The organism is Salinarchaeum chitinilyticum, assembly GCF_055390775.1.
Genome location: NZ_AP043888.1, coordinates 2,304,360 through 2,323,566, shown reverse-complemented (window position 1 = coordinate 2,323,566; position 19,207 = coordinate 2,304,360). Strand labels below are relative to the sequence as shown.

Sequence of the window (19,207 nt, the reverse complement as noted above, 5' to 3'; positions counted from 1 at the left end):
TCCCGGCGCAAGCCGGGACGTCGGGAGATCGAAGATCTCCCGGAATCCAAGCGGTTTGCCGTCAAGCATACTCTGCGGTCAGCGCACGAATCCCAGATCCCTCTCGACGCTTCCAGAACGCAGGCTCGCAGAGAGGTGCCCCTGTCGAGTGGAAGTCCATACGACTCACAGCGCCGCAGCTACGAACTGTTGCTTCTGAAAGAATCGCGCTCAGCGTCGAACCTTACAGCCGGGTGACGTTGGTCGCGCGGGGGCCCTTGGGGGCCTGTTCGATTTCGAATTCGATCTCCTGGCCTTCCTCGAGGTCGGGGCCGCCAACGTCTTCCATGTGGAAGAAAACGTCCTCGTCCGCGTCCTCAGTTTCGATGAAGCCGTAACCGCCTGTGTCGTTGAAGAAGTCAACCGTACCGGATGCCATTGCAACCCATCAGAAGTCCGGATCCCGGATAAGGCTTCCGAGACGGGATGCAACACGCCACGTGCTCGCACGGCCCGACGACGCTGCCACCGCTCAGCAGCCGATTGGCGCCGGTACCCCGTGCGTGCACTTTTGACAGCGTAGTGCCAATCGCCGGCCGTGACCGAGGAGGCCGACGCCGTCGGTATCGCCCGAGCTGCCGACAGCTGGATCGCCGTGGCGTTCGACGGGGAGACGTACGTCGAGGCCGTGGCGACCGACGAGATCGGGGCGCTCTGGGGCCGCTACGGCGAGTACGCCGAGCGGATCCTCGTCGGCGTCCCGATCGGACTGTTCGGGAGCGTCGGCGCGACCGCGGACGCCGGAGACGGCCCTCGGCCCCCGGAACGGGAGTGCGACGCCCTCGCGCGCGAGGTCCTGGGCGATCGCGCGCAGGCGATCGTCACGCCACCGTCACGGGAGGCCACTCGTCGGCGCCGCTTCCCCGCTGCACGACGAGTCCACGAGCGAACGACCGGCGGCGAGCTCTCGCGGGCCGCGTTCGAGCAATCCGCCGCGATCGCCGCCGTGGACGAACTTCTGCAAGAGATCCCGGAGTCGCGATCGGTGCTCCGCGGGAGTCACCCGGCGCTGGCGTTCCGGGCCTTCGCCGGCGAGCCGCTCGAACGCGACCCGGCGACGGCGGGCGGCTACGCCGAGCGGATGCGGACGCTCGCCGACCTCGACCGCGACGCGCCGCCGACGGTCCAGTCCGCCGCGGAGGCAGTCGCCGGCGCGGCCGTGCCGATCGAGAGCGTGCTCGACGCACTGGCGCTGGCCTACACCGCACGCTCGGACCCCGACGCCGCCACGGAGCTCCGGTCGCTACCGCCCGCCCCGCCGACGGACCCGACCGAGCTGCCGATGGAGCTGGTCTACCGGTCGGCGACCCCGCTCTGAGGGCGTACGCTGCAGTCCGAGAGCGCGGCGGTCGGTCAGTCTTCCTCGTCCTGGCCTTCGCGTGACGACTGCTCCTCGCCCGCTCGTTCGGCGGGCGGCCGCTCGGCAGCGCGCTCGCGGGCCTCCTCGAGGAACTCCTCGGGCAGCGATTCGATCTCGCCGGCCTGGACGCCCCAGAGCGAAGCGTAGAGGTCGCCCCGGTCGATGAGTTCCTCGTGCGTGCCGCGCTCGACGATCTGGCCGCCTTCGAGGACGAGAATCTGGTCGGCCTCGCGGATCGTCGAGAGCCGGTGGGCGATCACGAACGTCGTGCGGTCGGCGGCGAGTCGATCCAGCGAGCGCTGGATCAACAGCTCCGTCTCGGTGTCGACGGCGCTGGTAGCCTCGTCGAAGACGAGAATCTCGGGATCCCGGAGGATGGTGCGCGCGATCGAGAGGCGCTGGCGCTGGCCGCCGGAGAGCTTGACGCCGTCCTCGCCGATGCGGGTGTCGTAGCCCTGCGGGAGGTTCTCGATGAACTCGTGGGCCTCGGCCATCTTCGCGGCCTCGACCACGTCCTCGCGGGTGGCGTCGAAGCGGCCGTAGCGGACGTTGTCCTCGACGGTGCCGTCGAAGAGGACGACGTCCTGGCTGACGTAGCCGATCGAGCGCCGGAGACTCGACAGCGAACACTCCCGGACGTCGTGGCCGTCGACGCGGATCGCACCGTCGGTGACGTCGTAGAGCCGAAGGAGGAGCTTGCAGACCGTCGACTTGCCCGCGCCGGTCGGGCCCACGAGCGCGACGGTCTCGCCGGGTTCAGCGGTGAAGTCGACGCCCTCGAGGACCAGTTCGCCGGTGGAGCGGGGCGGGTGGTCCTCGCCCGCCCGAGCGTCGGTGGCCGCCGTCGCGGCGTCAGACCCGCCGTCGGTGCCCATCCGGTCGCGTTCTGCGCCCTCTGCAGCCGCCAGCGCGCTCTCGGGGTAGGCGAAGTCGACGTCGTCGTAGACGACTCGCCCCTCGGGATCGTCGAGCTCGACGGGATCCTCGGGGTCCTCGATCCGGACCGGGACGTCCATCAGGCCGAAGACGCGCTCGCTGGAGGCCTTCGCGTTCTCGTACTGGTCGACGATGTTGCTGACCTCCGCCAGGGGCGTGACGATCCGCTGAGTCATGAAAATGAACGTGACGAACTCGCCGACGGTGAGCGAGCCCGAGAACGGTCCCGGCGGCCCGGAGAACAGCCAGACGCCGCCGACGATGAACGTCGCCGCGAAGGAGACGCCCGCGAGGAACTCCATTCCGGGCCGGTAGAGGTAGTTGAGCTTCAGCACCGACATCGTGTGCTGGAAGTAGTCGTAGGAGGCGTCGGTGACCTTCTCGGTCTCGCGGTCCTCCGTCGCCGAGGCCTTGACCAGCTCGATGCCGCTGAGGCTGTTCTCGAGGCGCGTGTTGAGGTCGCCGACGCTCGAACGCTGGGCGACGTAGCGGGGCTCGACGGCGCGCATGAACCAGAGCGTGAAGCCGATCATCACGGGGATGACCGTCAGCGTCACCAGCGCGAGCTGTGGGTTGATGTAGAAGAGCAGCGCGGCGATGCCCAGCAGCATGACGCCCAGGCGCGCGGAGTTCTGGAGCGCGTTGTCGAGGAACACCTCGAGGTTCGAGGCGTCGTTGTTCAGGACGCTCATGACCTCGCCGGTCTGCTTGTCGTCGAAGAAGGGCATGTCGAGGCGCTGCATCCGCGCGAAGGTGTCGGTCCGCACCTCGTGCATCACCCGGTGGGCGAAGATATTGGCTGCAACGCCGTAGACCCAGGTGAACACGCCCGTCACGACGAACGCGCCGACGATGAGCGCCGCCGAGAACCAGAACTGCCCGGACTGGCTGCCCGGCACCCACGCCTGGGGAAGCAGCGGCAGCGTGTACTGCGAATCGCCCACGAACACGGCGTCGATCGCGACGCCGAGCACGAGCGGCGGCAGCAGGCTCGCCGACCGCGCGATCACGTTCGCCACCATCCCGATCGAGAACCACCGGAGCTCCGGGACGCCGTACTCCTTGAACAGCCGCGACAGCGGCCGGTCGACCTGATCGCGGTAGCGCTCGAAGACGCTTTCCTCCGCAGCAGTCGCCATTCTCGTTGGGGGAGTCCGTGGAGGCCGATTAAACCCTCGACAACGGCAGCACCGCCCGTATTTCGGTCCGGTCGGAGCGACGGAGCGGCGACTCCCGGATTTGCACGGATGATGATTCTACCACGGCAAATCGCTCGCTCGTCAAGCCAACGCTCCTGGCGGACTGAAAGGGCGAGGCGGGCTCGCGCTTGTCATGGTCGTTCGGCGGCCCCTATCGCGCCGCGGGTGGTGCGGAGAGCGGCGCGATATGCCGCCGAACGGCCGCGAGCGCGCCGAGGGCTTTCGAGGCCGTATCGGAGCATTGGAAAATCGTCGGTCGGCCTGAACTCGAGAGACCGACTCCAGCTACAACTGTGTTGATTGCTACTGTCAGCCGAAGGCCAATCGTTTTCCCGACCGGGCGGGTACGCCCCGGCATGATGAAGTGGCTGCTGGCACTGCTGCTGGCGATCCCGCTCGTGGACGCCGCGGTGCTGGCGTGGCTCGGCACGAAACTCGGCTGGGCGGAGGTGGTCCTCCTCGTCGTGCTCACCGCGCTGATCGGCGGGATTCTCGTCCGCGCAGAGGGACGGCGGACGATCCGCGGCATTCAGCAATCGCTGGCGAAGGGCGAGCCGCCGACGGACGGGCTCATCGACGGCGGCCTGCTCATCGCCGCCGGCGCGTTCCTCGTCACGCCCGGGATCGTGACCGACGCCATCGGCTTCCTGCTCGTCATCCCGGTTACGCGCGCGCCGATCCGGTGGGTGCTCAAGAAGAAGGTCATCGTCCCGAAGCTGGATTCGAAGACGGGCGGGTTCGCCTCCGGCAACGTCTACACCTTCGGCTTCCCGCAGTCGGAGGGCACGGAGTCGGTGAACCCCGAGGACTTCGACCTCGGCGGTGCCGGCGGCCCTGGCGCTCCCGGCGGACCCTTCGGCGGTACGGGCGACAGTCCAGACGTCGATTCGGACGCGGGTGAGTCGGGCAGTGCGAGCGACGACGACACGGTCGACCTCGACAGCGACGAGTACGACGTCGAAGACGACGATCAGTGAGCTGGCGGGCCGCCCGCGGGCAGTCAGTTAGTAACCCTTTTGAGCAACCTCCGATTAGCGGGAAGCGCGAGGGCCACTAGCTCAATCAGGTTGAGCGCTCGGCTGATAACCGGGAGGTTCTCGGTTCAAATCCGTGGTGGCCCATGTTTTCCGCGAACCACGTGCGAGGAGCGATAGCGACGAGCACCTGTGAGCGGAAAACTTTCGCAACGAGGATTTGAGCCCTGGAAGTCGCAGCCCGGGAGCGCAGCGAGTGGAACGAGTGAGCACCCCGGACCGTCTTCCTCTGGTTCACAATCCGAGTTGGCCCATTTTCCTTCCGAATCCCCGACGACAAGCGATAGCGAAGAATACGTGCCTCGAGTAGTCGCGTGGCGTTGAACAAACTCCGAAAGCTCGATTCGGACACAATTGGCGTAACGATCCCGAAGGACCATCTCCGGCTCGATGGACTCCTCGACGAGGCGGGCGACCTGGACGGCGAGCACCACGTCCATGTCGACCGCAAGGACTCGAGCGAGTGGGAACTGACGCTCATTGAGGGGCATAGATACTCTACTAACATTAGTTGGCAGAGTGGTTTAAGTTTCTAAAGGGAGTGGGCAATGGTGATGGATAAGAGCGAGGCTAAAGATCTGTTGAATGAATTGGGCGGTGATGAACATGCCTGGGTTGACTTCAAAGTAGATTACAACATCGGGGGAATCGCCCCGAAAAAAGCAGAGTTCATACGAGATATGGCATCTCTTGCGAATGTACTGTCTGATCGGAAGGAACACTATCTGTTCGTAGGGGTAGATGATGACGGCAATATCGTGGGCATTTCTGATGATAGCGATACATACAATGGCTCTGGCCCACGTCACCTCTTCAGCTACGACGATAGTGACATTCAGGAAATTGTAGATAGTAATATCGATCCAGCACCGACACTATCATGGCATACCTTTGAGGACAGCGGAGATAGTTGGGGAGTCCTAGTTGTGAGACCACTCAGGGAACCCCCTGCAGTGATCAGTCAGCACATCAATGATACCTCTGGGAATAGATTGATCCACGAGGGTCTTGTCTTCATTAGAAAAGCTTCCGGCAAGAAGGTGGCAGGGAGAGAGGAGCTGGAATCGATAATTGACGGTCGAATCCGTCAACAGCGGGATGAAATTCTTGACGGAATCCACAAAGCCGTTGAGTTAGGGCCTGAATGGATAGATCGGCTTGAAGGCACCTTTGAGAATGCACCCGATGTTCCCTTGGCTACCACCGGAGATGAAGATGAAGCCGATCTCGCAGTCGCTCAGCGAATCACTCGGGAACCAGCCTCTACACTGGATGGGCAACTAAATGAAGATATTGCACAGTGGCAGGGGCGTGGTGATGACTACATCGAACCGGGCCCACTCTGGGAATATTATGCAAATCACGAAGAACTCCGACTTGACGAGGTTGCAATTCGGTTTCTCACGCAGAGCGCTTTGAAAAATTATCAACTTGGTTCTTATTGGATAGAAAAGACTGGTAAAGAATATTGGAGAGATATCTTACTGGAGACCCCAAATAAGCAGCATCGTCTGGAGAGGGCAGGGAAGCTTCTACTGCTTATGAACGACAGTGACTCCTTTGATAAATTAATTGATCAATCTTCAACTGATGCAGTCACCGGTGATCTAAAAACCTGCAAACGGAAAATAGGTAACACAATGGACGACCGTGTTCGATATTTGCTAGAATCTAATAGTGGATACACCCTGAAATATTCCGACTGGCGTCGAGATTTCCAACCCCGAAGCCTTGATGAAATGGAGATACGGGAGTTGATTCCGGATATCGCCGACCAACTAATTGAGTTACAGCCACTTTACGAGAGACAAAAAGCCTGGGACAGAACACGAGAATTCAGAGCCGCCCTTTGGGATCTTGAGGTGGTGCTCGGTAGAGAGGTCTTCTCGTGATTGTTTTTAACATCTGTGTCAGTTGCCACATAGAATTAATACTCGAATGACATTCCTCAGAGCCAGGTGACCTTCTCCCTTTCCCGCCGCTGTGCTTCCGTGGAATACGTCCCCCGGTAGTGATCGAGGAAGGTTTCCAGATTGTTCCAGCCGCCCCAGTCACATACCAGGAGCGGATCTACGTCAGAGGCTGAAAGCGACGTAGCCCACATCCGTCAGAGATCGTGAAACGCTAAGTGATTCCAGCCGTCCCCGCCAGTCTCATCCGCAAGCTCCTCGGCAGTCGACCGGACCCATCGCCGAAGCGATCGTGTGCTGGTGACCTCCAGGAGCGGGCTGTTCGCTGGCGCGTCGCGCACGTCGGCAACGATTCGAATCGTCGTGGCGAGATCGCGCGGAACGAGTGTCTCGCGGAATTGGTCGCCCTTCCCATGCCAAACGCGCAGGACTGTCCCGGCATCGGTGTCGACGACGTGCTCGGGCGCTACGTCGAGGACCTCGTGGGAGCGGAGCCCACAGCGCGCACCGAGTGCGAATGCGAGTCGCTGCTGGGTGCCGTCGGCGCGATCGAGGAACTGTGCTACTTCGGACTGGCTGAGCCAGACCTTCACGTCGTCTCGATTGTCGTGTTCTCGCAGATTCATGCTGTCCGGGTAGCCCGTTTCCCGGTCAGCTTCGGTCCCGTAGATAGGCGTTTGGGTGTGGTGGGCGGCGTGATCGAGCCGGAATCCGTCCGACTTGAGCGTAAAGCGGACTTCCGCCAATTTACTCGACTTCCTGAGTAGACCAATCGATCTCTGTATGCATATCCTCGGGATTGTACTCCGTGTCAAGGCGTGATTCAATTTCCCGAATAGCTTGCAACCTGAATTCACCCATCCGAATTAAGTGTTCAATGTGGGCTCGATACCTTCGAAGAGCGACATGAGGATTTTCTTCGAACATCTTCGTATCTCGCTTGTATTTGTCCAGTAATGTATAAAGCCGAATCAAAGATTGCACCTCATCCGGATGGAGTTTCCCAAGTTGGTGTAAATTCTGAGAATATACCTGAGATGGCATCATTTCTCCTTGAGGTATCATTGCGCTTTGTAGTTGGTTGAAGGAATAGACAACATCTTCAACCGGTTCTGGCTTGAGAGAGTCCATTGCGTAAAGCTCGGCAAGGAATGCTTTTCGAAGGCGTTCCCTCTCCCGATTTTGTTTCCTCCGATACAGTAGAAAACTGCCCCCGACAGTTACTGTCGCCGGGATGAAGAGACCCCAAAATACAGGAGATTCAACTAATCCATGTACACCTCCAATAACAGCCACTTGAGGGACAATTCTAGCTTGAACGATGAGAGATATGTGGGGTAAGGGCATGGTGAATTCAGATGCGACTTTGCACTTAAAATTGTACTCAAACCAATGACTTTCAATTCTTTTCACGCCAGACTTCCAGCAGTAGAATACGTAATCTCTTATGGCATTTAACCCTCTTCCTTGGATTTGCCTTCAATTCCTTCTTCACGCAAAGTCTCTATCCAGTCTGCCAGTGTTCCCGCGATCTGATCGATCAAGCGGGTCACTCCGTCTGGCATTCCGCTCAAATCTAGTTTAAGATGGAACTCATTCGATGGAGAATATTCAATATCGACGTAACCACCGGCCGGTTCTTCCGAATCAATCTCCTCCTCAGTCATGGATATCCCATTCGGCCATGTCCATATAAAATAAAGACGTTTCTTCTTCTCATCTCAATAATGTCATTTTCGAACGCCACTACAGATTCAATATATTTCAAGTACTAATGCCGACGGCAGAGGCAAGCTCATTGAACCTACTTCTTATTGTGTCAATGTGTACATCTGAAACATCACTCACCTGTTGCTGTGTCACTTTATTACCCGACATTAATGAAGCGAGGTATACTGCACCTGCTGCAAGACCACGTGGCGATTTACCTGAGAAATTAATCCGTCCCTCGCTCGCTTCCAAAATTTCGTTGGCATATGCCCCGACCTGTTCATCATCTACCGGAAGGTTTGAAACATAGCGGGGCACGTACTCCTTAGGATCTACGGGGCCAACCTCCAGTTCCAAGTCTGATACTAATTTAGTGTATATCGAATGTTGTGGCGCCATATCCTCCGAAAGCGCATTTGCAATATTCTCAAATTCATATGGTTCCCCCTCAATTCGTGCTGCTGCGTGGAATGATGCTACAACGATTTGACCAACCGTACTATATTCGATAACCTTCTCGTCAAGAGATCGTCGATAAATCGCCTGTGCGACCTGGATGGTGCTGTCGGAAGCACCTAGTTCATCGCCAATATGCTTGAAATACCGATTAACCACCTCTGTGAGGTCTTCACCGTTTGGTTTTGTCCGAATGAGCTGGTCTATCACGCACTCTCACCGTTCGGTCTGATGCCAGACTGCGACCTCTGCTGCAACGAGAGCCACAATTAGGTCACCAATCCGCTCAACAGTGAATTTCGCAAGGTAGCTGACGCCTATGAACCCGCCCACTAAAAAACCAATAATCAAAGTAAGTAGTACTGCGGAGACTGCACCTAGGATCGAGAAATCGGCCGGAGTGGGCGGAAACTTAAATAGGGGGTCCGATCCCTTCCTCTATCGGATCCTTCCTTACTCACCCAAGCCGCGCTCACGAGAATAGGAATTCTGAGCGCGGTAATTGGCACCAGGGTCTGTAGCCCGGGGATGAACCATGGTTTATCATTGGTCTGAAGGATTATAAAGAATGGTCCTTATCTGGTCGCCGAATATCTAATCCCGTTCGAGTCGGTCGGCATCAATATCTCCGACGAGATATGCCCGGCCGAGATCGCTGATCTGGTAGTAACCACCGTTAATTTTCGCTTCAAGTCGGATCGCGGTTTGGCATCGCTCCGATGTATCCACAAACTCAAACGCATCCAGAGAGATAGCACGAATACGGTACTCGCAGTCCACATCTATCTGAAGGACGAAGAGCGTCTGGTTTGAGCACTCGCCCACTCACACGAACGCAACGTCGAGCGCGTCCCGAACCCCATCGACGTCGAAGTCGTCGTCAGCGACTGCAAGCGTCTCTCCGAGCTCGATCGCCGAGCCGGCTATGAACGCGTCGCGAGCCGAGAGCGCAGCGCCTTGCTGGTGGAGTTGGTCTTGAAGCTCTGCGGCGGCTCTCGCCATCGCGGGCGTCTCCTCCACGATATCGAGCCAGGCGAGCGCTTCCTCGAGGTCGTCGAACGCCGTCGTGCCGGTCTTGAACACCTCTCCCTGGTAGAGTTCGAACGCGACGATCGGCGGCGCTACGGCACGCTCTTCGGCCCGGTTCGCGACGAACTCGACTGCGTCCTCGTCCCCGTCGAGGTAGTCGACGAGGACGCTGCTATCGTAACACGTCATCGCGAACCGACGTCCTGCTTCATCTCCGCTCGAGCGTCGCGCGCCCGTTCGGCCGCGTCGGTATCTTCCCAGAGCCCGGCGCCATCGTGGACGCTCTGGCGACGCTTCTCGACGAGTCGGCTGAGGAGCTCGTCGAACGTCTCGTCGTCCCCTTTCAGGGCGGCGAGCGCGGCATGGGTGTCTTCATCGACGCGGATGCTCTTGCTCACACAGAACCGTATACGGGCGAGTATACAAAGCAGTTCTCCCGACAGTGCGGGAGCGGACTCGTCGAACAGCAGAATGTAGCAAACCGATTCGAGAGCAACTCGGAACGTGACGCTACCTCGAATTCAGTCGTCCCCCTCCGCCCGCAGCCGGTCCGGAATCGACCCCGGCGCGTCCTGCGGCATCGAGACGTCTCGCAGCGCGAATCGCTTTGCCACCATGTCCCAGCAGAAGATCAGCGTGCCGACGATGATCAGCGTGTCACCGGGCAGGCGCGCCCAGAACAGCAGTTGGATCAGGTCCCGCTCGTAGAACGCCAGACTGCGTGCGGCGTCGTAGTTCTCCGTGAACGCGGTCTCGAGCTGGATGAACCCCACCGGGAGCACGGAGACGAAGACCATCACCGCGAGGCCGATATTCCAGCACCAGAACGCCCAGCGGAGGCGGCGCTCGGTCCACTTCTCGGGCACGGTCGCGATCCGGAGCATGTAGGTCGCCATGCCCAGTGCCAGGAAGCCGAAGGCGCCGAACATCGCCGCGTGGGCGTGGCCGACGGTGAGGTAGGTGCCGTGCTCGTAGTAGTTGATGATGGGGAGGTTGATGAAGAAGCCGAGCACCCCCGCGCCGACGAAGTTCCAGAAGCCGGAGGCGATGATGAAGGTAAAGGGCAGGGTGTAGGCGAAGTCGTCGCCGGTGGCCATCGCGCGGTACTCGTTGATCGCCTCGAAGAGGATCAGGATGAGCGGGATGAGCTCCAGCGTGGAGAAGACGGTCCCCAGCGGGAGCCAGACGTCGGGCTGGCCGACCCACCAGTAGTGGTGGGAGGCGCCGATGATCCCGCTGCCCATCACGAACAGCGCCTGGAAGGCGACGGCTTTCTCGGCAGAGCGCTTCTTCAGCAGCCCCATCGAGACCAGCGTGATCCCGATGATGGCGACGATGAAGAACTCGAAGGCGCCCTCGACCCACATGTGGACGACCCACCAGCGCCAGAACTCCGTCATCACGATGTTCGTCTCGGGCGTGTAGAACATCCCGGCGACGAACAGCAGGCCGATCGAGCCGCCGGCGTAGATGATCATGTGCGCGAGACCGTAGCGGGACTCCCGCTGGAGCAGCGGCCGGAACCCCCTGGCGACCAGCCCGGTCCAGATGACGAACCCGGCGAGCAGGCCGACCTGCCAGAGGCGGCCGACCTCGAGGTACTCCAGCCCCTCGTTGCCGATGATCCACCAGAGCTCGCCGTCGATGTAGCCGTTCGCGCCGAGCCAGACGCCTGCGAGCCCGCCGACCGCGGCGACGACGAGCGCGATCAGCAGGACGTGGACGTAGCGGTGCTGGCCGTCGGGCTCGTGGCCGGTGAGCAGCGGCGGGAGGAACAGTCCCGCAGCGAGCCAGAGCGTCGCGATCCAGAGGATGCCCAGATCGAGGTGGAACGTCTTCGCGATCGCGAAGGGCAGAATCTGCAGGACGTGCGTCCCGAAGATCTCCTCGATCCCAAAGAAGCCGGCTCGCTCGACGTAGTAGTGTGCGAGCAACCCGCCGAGTAACACCTGCGCTGCGAACAGCCCGGCGGCCACCGGGAGGAACCTGGTCGCCGCGCGCTGGCTGGGCGTCAGCGCGATCTCGTCGGGCTCGGGCACCTGGACGGCGTCGACCTCCGGCTCGGGGAGTTGGACGGCCTTGTAGAGCCAGACGCCGATCCCCACACCGGCGACGAGCAGGACCATGCTGATCACGCTCCAGATCATCGTTCCGCCGGTCGGCGTGTTCCCGGCCAGTGGCGCGTACGGCCAGTTGTTCGTGTAGGAGCTATCGGAGCCCGGCCGATCCGTCGAGGCGATCAGCGCCGTCCACATCGCGAAGTCCGCGAACTCGCGGGCGTCGGATTCGGAGTCGATCATTCCCTCGGGGACGCCTCGCTCGTGATCGCCCTCGTGGTAGCGCTCGACGTAGACCTCGCGCACCTGCTCGTGGGCGTACACCTCAGCGGCGGTGTACTGCAGCGTGCCGCCGGTGCCCGAGCGTTCCAGATCGGTCTCGACGAGCGAGTCGACGCTGGCCTGCTCGGGCGGATCGAGGGCCTCGTACGCGGTGCCGTAGCGCTCGTCGGCGTAGTACTCCTGCATGAACTGCACCTTCAGATCGAGCGCGTCGGCGGTGTAGTCCTCGCCGTAGTAGGCGCCGTTGCCGAGGATCGATCCGTGGTTCATCAGGCCGTTCTGCTGGAAGGCGATCTTGCCGTCCTGAACGCCCTCCTGGGTGACGATCGTCTCGCCGTCTGGCCCTTCGACGGCGTCGGGGATCGGCGGCGTCTGCTGGTAGGAGTACAGCGCTCCGCCAGCCATGACGACGAGGTTGACGACGAACACGATCGCGAGGAGTTTCGCAATGGTGGACCGGGTGACCTCCATACCCGGCGATTCCGGCACCCGGGACATAGCACCGGTTCCGAGTCCAACGCGCTCGAAACCCCACCGAACATTTTCGGCGGTCGCTCGGTTTCGCCGAGCATGGGGACGGGCATTTATACACTCGCGAGAGAACGCCACACCGTGACGCTCGACGGCATCGACGAACTCGATCGGGCGATCCTCTACGCGCTCCAGCGGGACGCACGTGGGATCTCCTCTGGAACGATCGCCGAATCGGCCGGCGTCTCCGCGAGTACGGTCCGGAATCGCATCGGCCGCCTCGAGGACCGTGGCATCCTCCGTGGCTACCACGCCGACGTCGATTACGAAACAGTCGGCTACCAGCTGTACACGCGGATCGTCTGTACAGCACCCGTTCCCCGTCGGGAAGAGCTCGCCTCGGCGGCCGTCGACGTGCCCGGCGTCGTGCGGGTGACGGAGGTCATGACGGGGGAGGGGAACGTGCAGGTGAGCGCAGTGGGCACGGACGGCGACGACCTGAGCCGGATCGGCCGCGACCTGGACGAGCTCGGTCTCGAGGTCGTCGACGAGGACGTGATCCGCAACGAGTACACGGGCGCCTTCGACGGCTTCCGGACCGGGGACGTGGACGACGGCCAGGACGGCGAGGGAGCGGACGTGGGGCAGCGTACCGACGCCGGGCAACGCGACGAACAAGCGAGCGGTGGCCTGTCGAACGACGGGGCGAACGACGCTCGACCGAACGACGTTCCGACCAACGACGGCGAGGCGAACGACGCGGGAACGGACGCCGAGAACGCCGGCGGGACCGAGACGAACTGATCGACGTTCCGCGGCGTGTGGCGTTGACAGTGACCCTGTCGAATCGCCAGAAAAGGTGCCATTATTTTCGCGCCTCGTTACCTACTTCGGGGAGTTTAACCACTCCCGTCCGGTATCAGGGAGTATCTACGGCGCACACACATCGATCCGATCGCAGGCGAACGGACCCCCGACGACACGCCGCTGCCGATCGAGTCCCCGACTACCGTTCAGGCAATGAAGCAACTCGAACGCGACCTCGGCCTCCCCGCGGTCCTCGCGATCAGCATCGGGGCGATGATCGGGAGTGGCATCTTCATTCTTCCCGCGCTCGCCCTGGAGATGGCCGGCCCGGCCGTCGTACTCGCGTATCTCCTCGCCGGCGTCCTCGTCGTGCCGGCCGCGCTCTCGAAGTCCGAGATGGCGACGGCGATGCCCGACGCCGGTGGGACGTACATCTACATCGAGCGGGGGATGGGGCCGATGCTCGGGACGATCGCCGGCGTCGGGACGTGGTTCTCGCTGGCGTTCAAGGGCGGGCTCGCGCTGGTCGGCGGCGTCCCCTACCTCGTGCTGGTATTCGATCTGCCGGTCAAACCCGTCGCGCTCGGCCTCGCTGTCGTGTTGATCGGCGTGAACCTGCTCGGCGCGAAGCAGACCGGGCGGCTGCAGGTCGCGATCGTGGTCGTGATGCTCGCCGCGCTCGCGTGGTTCGTCGCGGGGAGCTCGACGAGCGTCTCCGGCGGTAGCTTCGATCCGTTCCTCGACGGCGGCGTCAGCGGACTGCTCGGCGCGACGGGACTGGTGTTCGTCTCCTACGCGGGCGTCACGAAGGTCGCCAGCGTCGCGGAGGAGGTCGAAGACCCCGATCGGAACATCCCGATCGGTATCCTCGGATCGCTGGCGTTCACTACACTGTTGTACGTGCTCGTCGTCGCGATCATCGTCGGCGTCACCGACCACGGCGCGATCGTCGGCTCCCAGACGCCCGTCGCCGAGGCCGCGGAGGCGACGCTCGGCAATCCGGGCGTCGCGGCGGTCATCGTCGCAGCCATCCTGGCACTGATCTCGACGGCAAACGCCGGGATCCTCTCCTCCTCGCGCTACCCCTTCGCGATGGCACGGGACGGGCTGGTCCCCGAGTCCCTCGCCGACGTCAGCGACCGCTTTGGCACGCCGTCGGTCGCGATCTCGCTCACCGGCGCCGTGTTGCTGGCGCTGATCGCGTTCGTCCCGATCCTCGAGATCGCGAAGCTCGCGAGCGCGTTCCAGATTCTCGTGTTCGTCCTCGTCAACGTCGCCGTCGTCGCGTTTCGAGAGGGCCACGTCGACTACGAGCCCAGCTTCCACTCGCCGCTGTACCCCTGGATGCAGGTGTTCGGCGTCGTCAGCGGACTCCTGCTTCTTACCCAGATGGGACTGGTCCCGATCGTCGCAGCGGTGGGAATCACGGTCGGAAGCGCCCTCTGGTACCTGGCGTACGCGCGACCGCGCGTCCAGCGCGAGGGCGCGATGGCCGACGCCGTCCGCAGACAGGTCGGCGAGACGGTGCTCGCGGACACCGAGTCCGCGATCGAGTCCGAGACGTACGAGGTACTGTTGGCGTTCACCCGCGAGGTCGATCGGGATCGAGAGCGCGCGCTGTTGCAGCTGGCCGCCGACCTCGTGCGGCCACACGACGGCCGCGTGGCAGTCGTCTGGTTCGAGGAGACGGCAGACCAGACGCCGCTGGACTACGCCGCCGAGACCCAGTCGCCGGCGGAGATCCGCTTCGAGGAGCAGACCGAGTCCCTCGCTGCCGAGCTGGACGTGGACGTCGAGGTCGCGGAGGTCGTCAGCCACGACACCAAACACGCGGTTGTCAACCTCGCGCGCCACCGCGACGTCGACTTGCTCGTCACCGAGCACGAGCGGCTCCGGCTGCGCTCCCGCATCCTCGGCCGACCCGTCGACTGGATCGTTCGCCACGCGCACTGCGACGTCGTTCTGGTCGGCGACGGCGAGTACGTCTCGCCCCGGGAGGTCGCACTCGTCGGCGACGGCGGGCCGTTCGACCCGCTCGCGGTGTCGGTCGCGGAGGCCATCGCCGAGGCCAACAACGGACAGCTCCTGCTCCGTGACCGGAGCCTCGAGGCGGTTCCTGACCAGCAACGGGCGGCGCGAGAGGAGTACCTCAAACGCGTCGACGGCATGCTTTCCGTTCCCACCAGGCACTGGCACGGCGACGTCGACGGCCGGGATAGCGTGGATCGAGAGTACGCCGAGGCCGATGGGATCCCGCCAGTGACCGTCCACCGGGGCAGCGACCACCGGCTCCGGAGCGTCCTCCTCGACACGCCGTGGCGGGGGTTCGACGGCAGTCTCGACGTCTCCGTCTACGCCCACGAGTCCGACCGGCCGACCGTCCGGCAACGGCTGCTCGAACGGTTCCTGTTCTAGTGCGGGCACCGTAGTAACCGCCTACCAGATTTCGAACCCGTGAACGCTGCACAAACCCTTTCCGCTGGCTGTCGTAGTGGGAACTATGGCACGAACGGCGATCCAGCTCTACACCCTCCGTGACGTCGACAGTCCGCTCGAAGATCTGCTCGAGATGGTGGCTGCCTCCGGGTTCGAGGCCGTCGAGCTTGCCGGTCGCGAGACCGACCACGAGCCGGACGCAGTCAAGTCCATGCTCTCGAGGAACGGGCTCGATCTTGCCGGCGCACACGTCGGGCTCGACGACCTCGAGGCCGACCCCACGGGACTCGCCGAACGCTACCAGCGGATGGGCTGTACGGACCTGATCTGTCCGGGCGTGGGCGAGGAGTACTTCCAGAGCATGGAAGGAGTCGCCGGCGTCGCGACCCGGCTCCAGGCCGTCGCCGACGAGCTCGACGACACGGACTGTACTCTTCACTACCACACGCACGACCAGGAGTTCCAGCCGATCGAGGACGGCGTGGCGTTCGAGGCGTTCCTCGCCGCGACGGAGATCCCGATCGAACTCGACGTCGGCCACGCGTTGCGCGCGGGCGAGGACCCCGCCGAGTGGCTCCGCCGGCTCGACGGCCGTGCGGAGTTCGTCCACTTCGCGGATGTCGACGTCGCATCCGACGAGTCGGTGCCCCTCGGCGAGGGCGACGTCGACCTCGAGGCCTGTGCAGACGCCGCCGCCGGGATCGGCGCGGACTGGTACGTCTACGAGTACGAGGGCGCCGATCCCCTCGACTCGCTGGACGACTCGGCCCAGTATCTCCTGAACCTGAAGTAGTAGCAGGAATCCGCTCCGCCCAATCCCAGCAGAACGCTACGCTCGCCGGTCAGTCCTCACAGCAGCCGCCGGCCTTCTGCCCGAAGTCCATGTCGAGTGGGTCGGAGATCGCGTCGTTGATCGCCTCGAGACGGCCGGTCAGCGCGGCCTCGGCCTCGAGATACTCCTCCATCACGGGGAGCTCGTGGAGCTCGCTCTGGGCGGACTGGAGCGCCTGGAGGTCCTCCTGGCTCGCCTCGCCGATCTGGCGGGCCAGCATGAACTCTTCGCGGAGCTGCTCGACCTCGGCGATGCGCTCCTGTGCCGTCTCGTGGTCCTCGACGGCGGCTTTCGCCGATGCGTAGCGCTCGTACTCGGGGAGTCCGGTGATCGCCTCGCCGAGCTCGCGAGCGAGGGCGTCGGCCTCGGTTCCGACGCTCGTTTCCGTCTCGACGTCAGCGTCGATGCTCATACGAGCCCGTTGCCGACGAACGCGTTTCAAGCTGCCGGAACGGTGCGTCTCCGCCGGCAACACACCGATATATCGGGGGCACCCGCCGACTCGTCTGCCGGCGAAGCGCCGACTCGCTGAAACTGACAAGACTTAACCGAAGCCACGGCCAACGCCGCCCATGGCCAAATTCGAGCAAGCGGAGGATCGACTCCTGAACAAGTCGATCTGCATGCGGTGCAACGCCCGGAACGCAACGGAAGCCGATCGCTGCCGAAAGTGCGGTCACGGCAATCTCCGACCGAAGGCCCGCGAATCGCGCTCGGCCTGATCCGGTCGGCGCTCGTTCTTCCGCGGTCTTCTCCCGCCGTCTTCCCGTGGATCAGTCGTACTTGGGTTCGCGTTTCTCGGCACGGCCGAGCGCCGTCTCCACGACGTCGCGGACGTCGCCGTGGAACTCGCCGCCGTGGCCGGCGTACATGTGCTCGACGGAGTCAGGCAGCCGATCGAGCAGCCGCTCGAGCGACTCGATCAGCGTCTCTCTGGACTGCCCGGGCATGTCGGTCCGGCCGAAGCTGCCGTAGTCGAACGCGCCGTCGTCGTGGACCACGACGTCGCCGGAGTAGAGCGTCGACCCACTGACGAAGGAGAGGTGGTCGGCGGCGTGGCCCGGGGTGTAGACGGCCTCGAAGGAATCGTCGCCGATCTGTAGCTCGTCGCCGTCGTCGAGCGCGTGCGTCCGGCGGGGATGCTCGGCGTAGGCGTACAGCTCGGGGTCGAACGCGTCGAGGACGGCACCCAGTTGCTCTACGTGGTCGCCGTGCTGGTGGGTGAGCACGACGGCGTCGAGGCCGTCGGTGTGCTCGGCGATCACGTCCTCGACGCCGGCCATCGCGCCGGCGTCGACGAGGACCGTTCGCTCACCGGTGACGAGATAGGCGTTGCAGGTGAACGTCTCCGCGTCGGCGGTGACGGTGTGGACTTGCATAGTTCCGTGTTCGCTCCGGCGGCGTGAAAAGCTACGGCCCGCGGAACCCGCCGCGTGATCGGTCAGTCGAGTTTCCCTTCGATCTTGAGCAACTGCCGGAGCGTGACGCCGCTGCACTCGTAGCACTTCTCGGCGATCGGCGAATCCGCAGTGCGATAGCGAGTCGACTTGCCGACCTGGAGCTCCTCGGCCACCTGGAGAGCGACAAGATCGTCGATGTGTTCGTAAACGCTCGCGCGCGTGTGCCCCGTCTGTTCGGCCAGCTCCGTGATCGTGAACTCGCGGGACCGCTCCGTCGCGAAGATCGAGACGAGCCTGGCTCTCGCAGTGTCGCCGAACAGTTCGACGAGCGGGAGTCCGTCGGCTGCCCTGTCTCGGTCGTCCTTCGTCGCCGTGGTCATACGAATTCTGCATGTCCAGCCATACAAAAGTTTGATGCTGGCCAATACATGAAGTAGAAAAGATAATTGGTGCGCTGATAACGAGTGCATTTTGGCCAATGGAGAAAATGGCCATCTGTCCTTGATCGTTAGCTGTACGTCGTACCTGATACAATCCAGAAAGTATAGGCCGTAACAAAGATTACGTGAATGGAATGAAGGGGACCAGACGAAAGGCCCTCGCCGCGGGTGCTGTCGCGCTCCCAATCGTGACGGCCGGCGTTCTCACTACGCTCGATTGGGGTGGAAGAGAGGGTGAGACGCTGAAAACCACGACGGCCCTCGTGGAGCAGCAGTCCACCAGTGGAGAGGATACTCCCCTCGTAGCAGGCGGACTGACGGGGCACGGAGAAGCGAGGCGGCGTGCGATCCTGTTCGATTCTGAAGATGACTTGGAAGCCCTGAACCGCGAGCGGTTGCGGGCGATCGACGGAGAGCGCGCCGTCACCGTCGCTGAAACAACGGACTTTTCGAGTTCCTTCCTCGTCGTCGTTCAGGTGGTCCTTCCCTCGATCGGTCTGACGCTTCGCCTCGACCGTGCGGTTGCTCACGGGGAGGCGGTCATCCTTGATCTGACGGCAGGGTCCTCGGATGGTGGAGGGGGCGCGTCGGCTGAGGAGTTAGCAACGTTGTTCGTCCGGTGCTCTCAGGATGGTATCTCGACAATCGATACAGTGGACGTGGAATACGAGGGCCCGGGTCCCGAGGGGTCCTTCGAGGCCAGATCGTGACCGTTCAGTCGATCCTGTCGTAGCAGCCGTAGACGACAGGGCAGAACGTACGGGTCTCGTCCGCTGCCGATCCCCGTGTCGGAACCGCTTTACGCCCGA

At 62.6% G+C, this 19,207-nt stretch carries 19 protein-coding genes, 1 tRNA gene and 2 pseudogenes; 10 read left to right on the top strand and 12 right to left on the bottom strand.

Features of this window, described 5'->3' with window-relative positions; all coding sequences use genetic code 11:
- Positions 1–223: 223 nt before the first annotated feature.
- Positions 224–418 carry a cold-shock protein gene (locus ACZ5KP_RS11135; RefSeq protein ID WP_020447035.1) on the bottom strand — a complete coding sequence of 65 codons (195 nt, stop codon included), beginning with the start codon at positions 416–418 and terminating at the stop codon, positions 224–226.
- 159 nt (positions 419–577) lie between these two features.
- Here ACZ5KP_RS11135 and ACZ5KP_RS11130 point away from each other — a divergent pair, with 159 nt between their 5' ends.
- Complete coding sequence (locus ACZ5KP_RS11130) at positions 578–1,357, top strand: DUF429 domain-containing protein (protein WP_460921388.1); 780 nt, start codon at positions 578–580, stop codon at positions 1,355–1,357.
- A 35-nt stretch (positions 1,358–1,392) separates the two neighbouring features.
- On the opposite strand, the gene ACZ5KP_RS11125 is transcribed toward ACZ5KP_RS11130, so the two are convergent.
- A complete protein-coding gene (locus ACZ5KP_RS11125; RefSeq protein ID WP_460921390.1) occupies positions 1,393–3,474 on the bottom strand; it encodes an ABC transporter ATP-binding protein in 2,082 nt (693 codons plus the stop codon).
- A gap of 416 nt (positions 3,475–3,890) precedes the next feature.
- On the opposite strand from ACZ5KP_RS11125, the gene ACZ5KP_RS11120 reads away from it, so the two are divergent.
- From ACZ5KP_RS11120 to ACZ5KP_RS11105, 4 genes are all read left to right on the top strand, one after another.
- Positions 3,891–4,511 (top strand): FxsA family protein, encoded by a 621-nt coding sequence (locus ACZ5KP_RS11120; RefSeq protein ID WP_460921392.1) that lies wholly within the window; start codon positions 3,891–3,893, stop codon positions 4,509–4,511.
- 70 nt (positions 4,512–4,581) lie between these two features.
- Positions 4,582–4,655: transfer RNA gene (locus ACZ5KP_RS11115), tRNA-Ile, on the top strand.
- Between the two features lie 227 nt (positions 4,656–4,882).
- Positions 4,883–5,104: a hypothetical protein gene (locus ACZ5KP_RS11110; RefSeq protein WP_464761834.1), complete on the top strand. Its 222-nt coding sequence runs from the start codon at positions 4,883–4,885 to the stop codon at positions 5,102–5,104.
- An 18-nt stretch (positions 5,105–5,122) separates the two neighbouring features.
- A complete protein-coding gene (locus tag ACZ5KP_RS11105) occupies positions 5,123–6,460 on the top strand; it encodes an AlbA family DNA-binding domain-containing protein (protein ID WP_460921395.1) in 1,338 nt (445 codons plus the stop codon).
- 56 nt (positions 6,461–6,516) lie between these two features.
- Here the strand turns inward: ACZ5KP_RS11105 and ACZ5KP_RS11100 are convergent.
- The 7 genes and pseudogenes from ACZ5KP_RS11100 to ACZ5KP_RS11070 all read right to left on the bottom strand — a co-directional run bounded on the left by ACZ5KP_RS11100 (position 6,517) and on the right by ACZ5KP_RS11070 (position 12,483).
- Positions 6,517–7,104, bottom strand: a pseudogene (locus ACZ5KP_RS11100) (tyrosine-type recombinase/integrase).
- Between the two features lie 121 nt (positions 7,105–7,225).
- On the bottom strand, positions 7,226–7,825 hold the full coding sequence (locus ACZ5KP_RS11095) for a hypothetical protein (protein ID WP_460921397.1): 600 nt from the start codon (positions 7,823–7,825) through the stop codon (positions 7,226–7,228).
- 107 nt (positions 7,826–7,932) lie between these two features.
- Positions 7,933–8,145, bottom strand: coding sequence for a hypothetical protein (locus tag ACZ5KP_RS11090; protein WP_460921400.1), 213 nt, complete (start codon positions 8,143–8,145; stop codon positions 7,933–7,935).
- 97 nt (positions 8,146–8,242) lie between these two features.
- Positions 8,243–8,854, bottom strand: coding sequence for a transcription initiation factor IIB family protein (locus ACZ5KP_RS11085; protein ID WP_460921403.1), 612 nt, complete (start codon positions 8,852–8,854; stop codon positions 8,243–8,245).
- A 615-nt stretch (positions 8,855–9,469) separates the two neighbouring features.
- A complete protein-coding gene (locus ACZ5KP_RS11080) occupies positions 9,470–9,862 on the bottom strand; it encodes a PIN domain-containing protein (RefSeq protein ID WP_460921406.1) in 393 nt (130 codons plus the stop codon).
- Entirely contained in the window at positions 9,859–10,071 is a 213-nt protein-coding gene (locus ACZ5KP_RS11075; protein WP_460921409.1) for a DUF7557 family protein, read from the bottom strand. The genes ACZ5KP_RS11080 and ACZ5KP_RS11075 overlap by 4 nt, the downstream gene beginning before the upstream one ends.
- A 123-nt stretch (positions 10,072–10,194) precedes the next feature.
- Positions 10,195–12,483 carry a nitric-oxide reductase large subunit gene (locus ACZ5KP_RS11070; protein WP_460921411.1) on the bottom strand — a complete coding sequence of 763 codons (2,289 nt, stop codon included), beginning with the start codon at positions 12,481–12,483 and terminating at the stop codon, positions 10,195–10,197.
- Between the two features lie 141 nt (positions 12,484–12,624).
- Here ACZ5KP_RS11070 and ACZ5KP_RS11065 point away from each other — a divergent pair.
- The 3 genes and pseudogenes from ACZ5KP_RS11065 to ACZ5KP_RS11055 form a co-directional block, all read left to right on the top strand.
- Positions 12,625–13,092 (top strand): annotated as a pseudogene (locus tag ACZ5KP_RS11065) (Lrp/AsnC family transcriptional regulator); the annotation flags it as partial.
- Positions 13,093–13,503: 411 nt separating this feature from the next.
- Entirely contained in the window at positions 13,504–15,705 is a 2,202-nt protein-coding gene (locus ACZ5KP_RS11060) for an amino acid permease (RefSeq protein ID WP_460921414.1), read from the top strand.
- Between the two features lie 85 nt (positions 15,706–15,790).
- Positions 15,791–16,519, top strand: a complete 729-nt coding sequence (locus ACZ5KP_RS11055) for a sugar phosphate isomerase/epimerase family protein (protein WP_460921416.1) — start codon at positions 15,791–15,793, stop codon at positions 16,517–16,519.
- Between the two features lie 49 nt (positions 16,520–16,568).
- Here the strand turns inward: ACZ5KP_RS11055 and ACZ5KP_RS11050 are convergent, their stop codons facing one another.
- Positions 16,569–16,970, bottom strand: coding sequence for a YlbF/YmcA family competence regulator (locus ACZ5KP_RS11050; RefSeq protein ID WP_460921419.1), 402 nt, complete (start codon positions 16,968–16,970; stop codon positions 16,569–16,571).
- 160 nt (positions 16,971–17,130) lie between these two features.
- Between ACZ5KP_RS11050 and ACZ5KP_RS11045 the strand changes: the two genes are divergently transcribed.
- Positions 17,131–17,280: a 50S ribosomal protein L40e gene (locus ACZ5KP_RS11045; protein WP_460921422.1), complete on the top strand. Its 150-nt coding sequence runs from the start codon at positions 17,131–17,133 to the stop codon at positions 17,278–17,280.
- Between the two features lie 51 nt (positions 17,281–17,331).
- Here the strand turns inward: ACZ5KP_RS11045 and ACZ5KP_RS11040 are convergent, their stop codons facing one another.
- Positions 17,332–17,937 (bottom strand): MBL fold metallo-hydrolase, encoded by a 606-nt coding sequence (locus ACZ5KP_RS11040; RefSeq protein WP_460921424.1) that lies wholly within the window; start codon positions 17,935–17,937, stop codon positions 17,332–17,334.
- Positions 17,938–17,999: 62 nt separating this feature from the next.
- Entirely contained in the window at positions 18,000–18,338 is a 339-nt protein-coding gene (locus ACZ5KP_RS11035) for a helix-turn-helix domain-containing protein (RefSeq protein WP_460921427.1), read from the bottom strand.
- Between the two features lie 194 nt (positions 18,339–18,532).
- Between ACZ5KP_RS11035 and ACZ5KP_RS11030 the strand changes: the two genes are divergently transcribed.
- A complete protein-coding gene (locus ACZ5KP_RS11030; RefSeq protein WP_460921430.1) occupies positions 18,533–19,108 on the top strand; it encodes a hypothetical protein in 576 nt (191 codons plus the stop codon).
- The last annotated feature ends 99 nt before the right edge of the window (positions 19,109–19,207 follow it).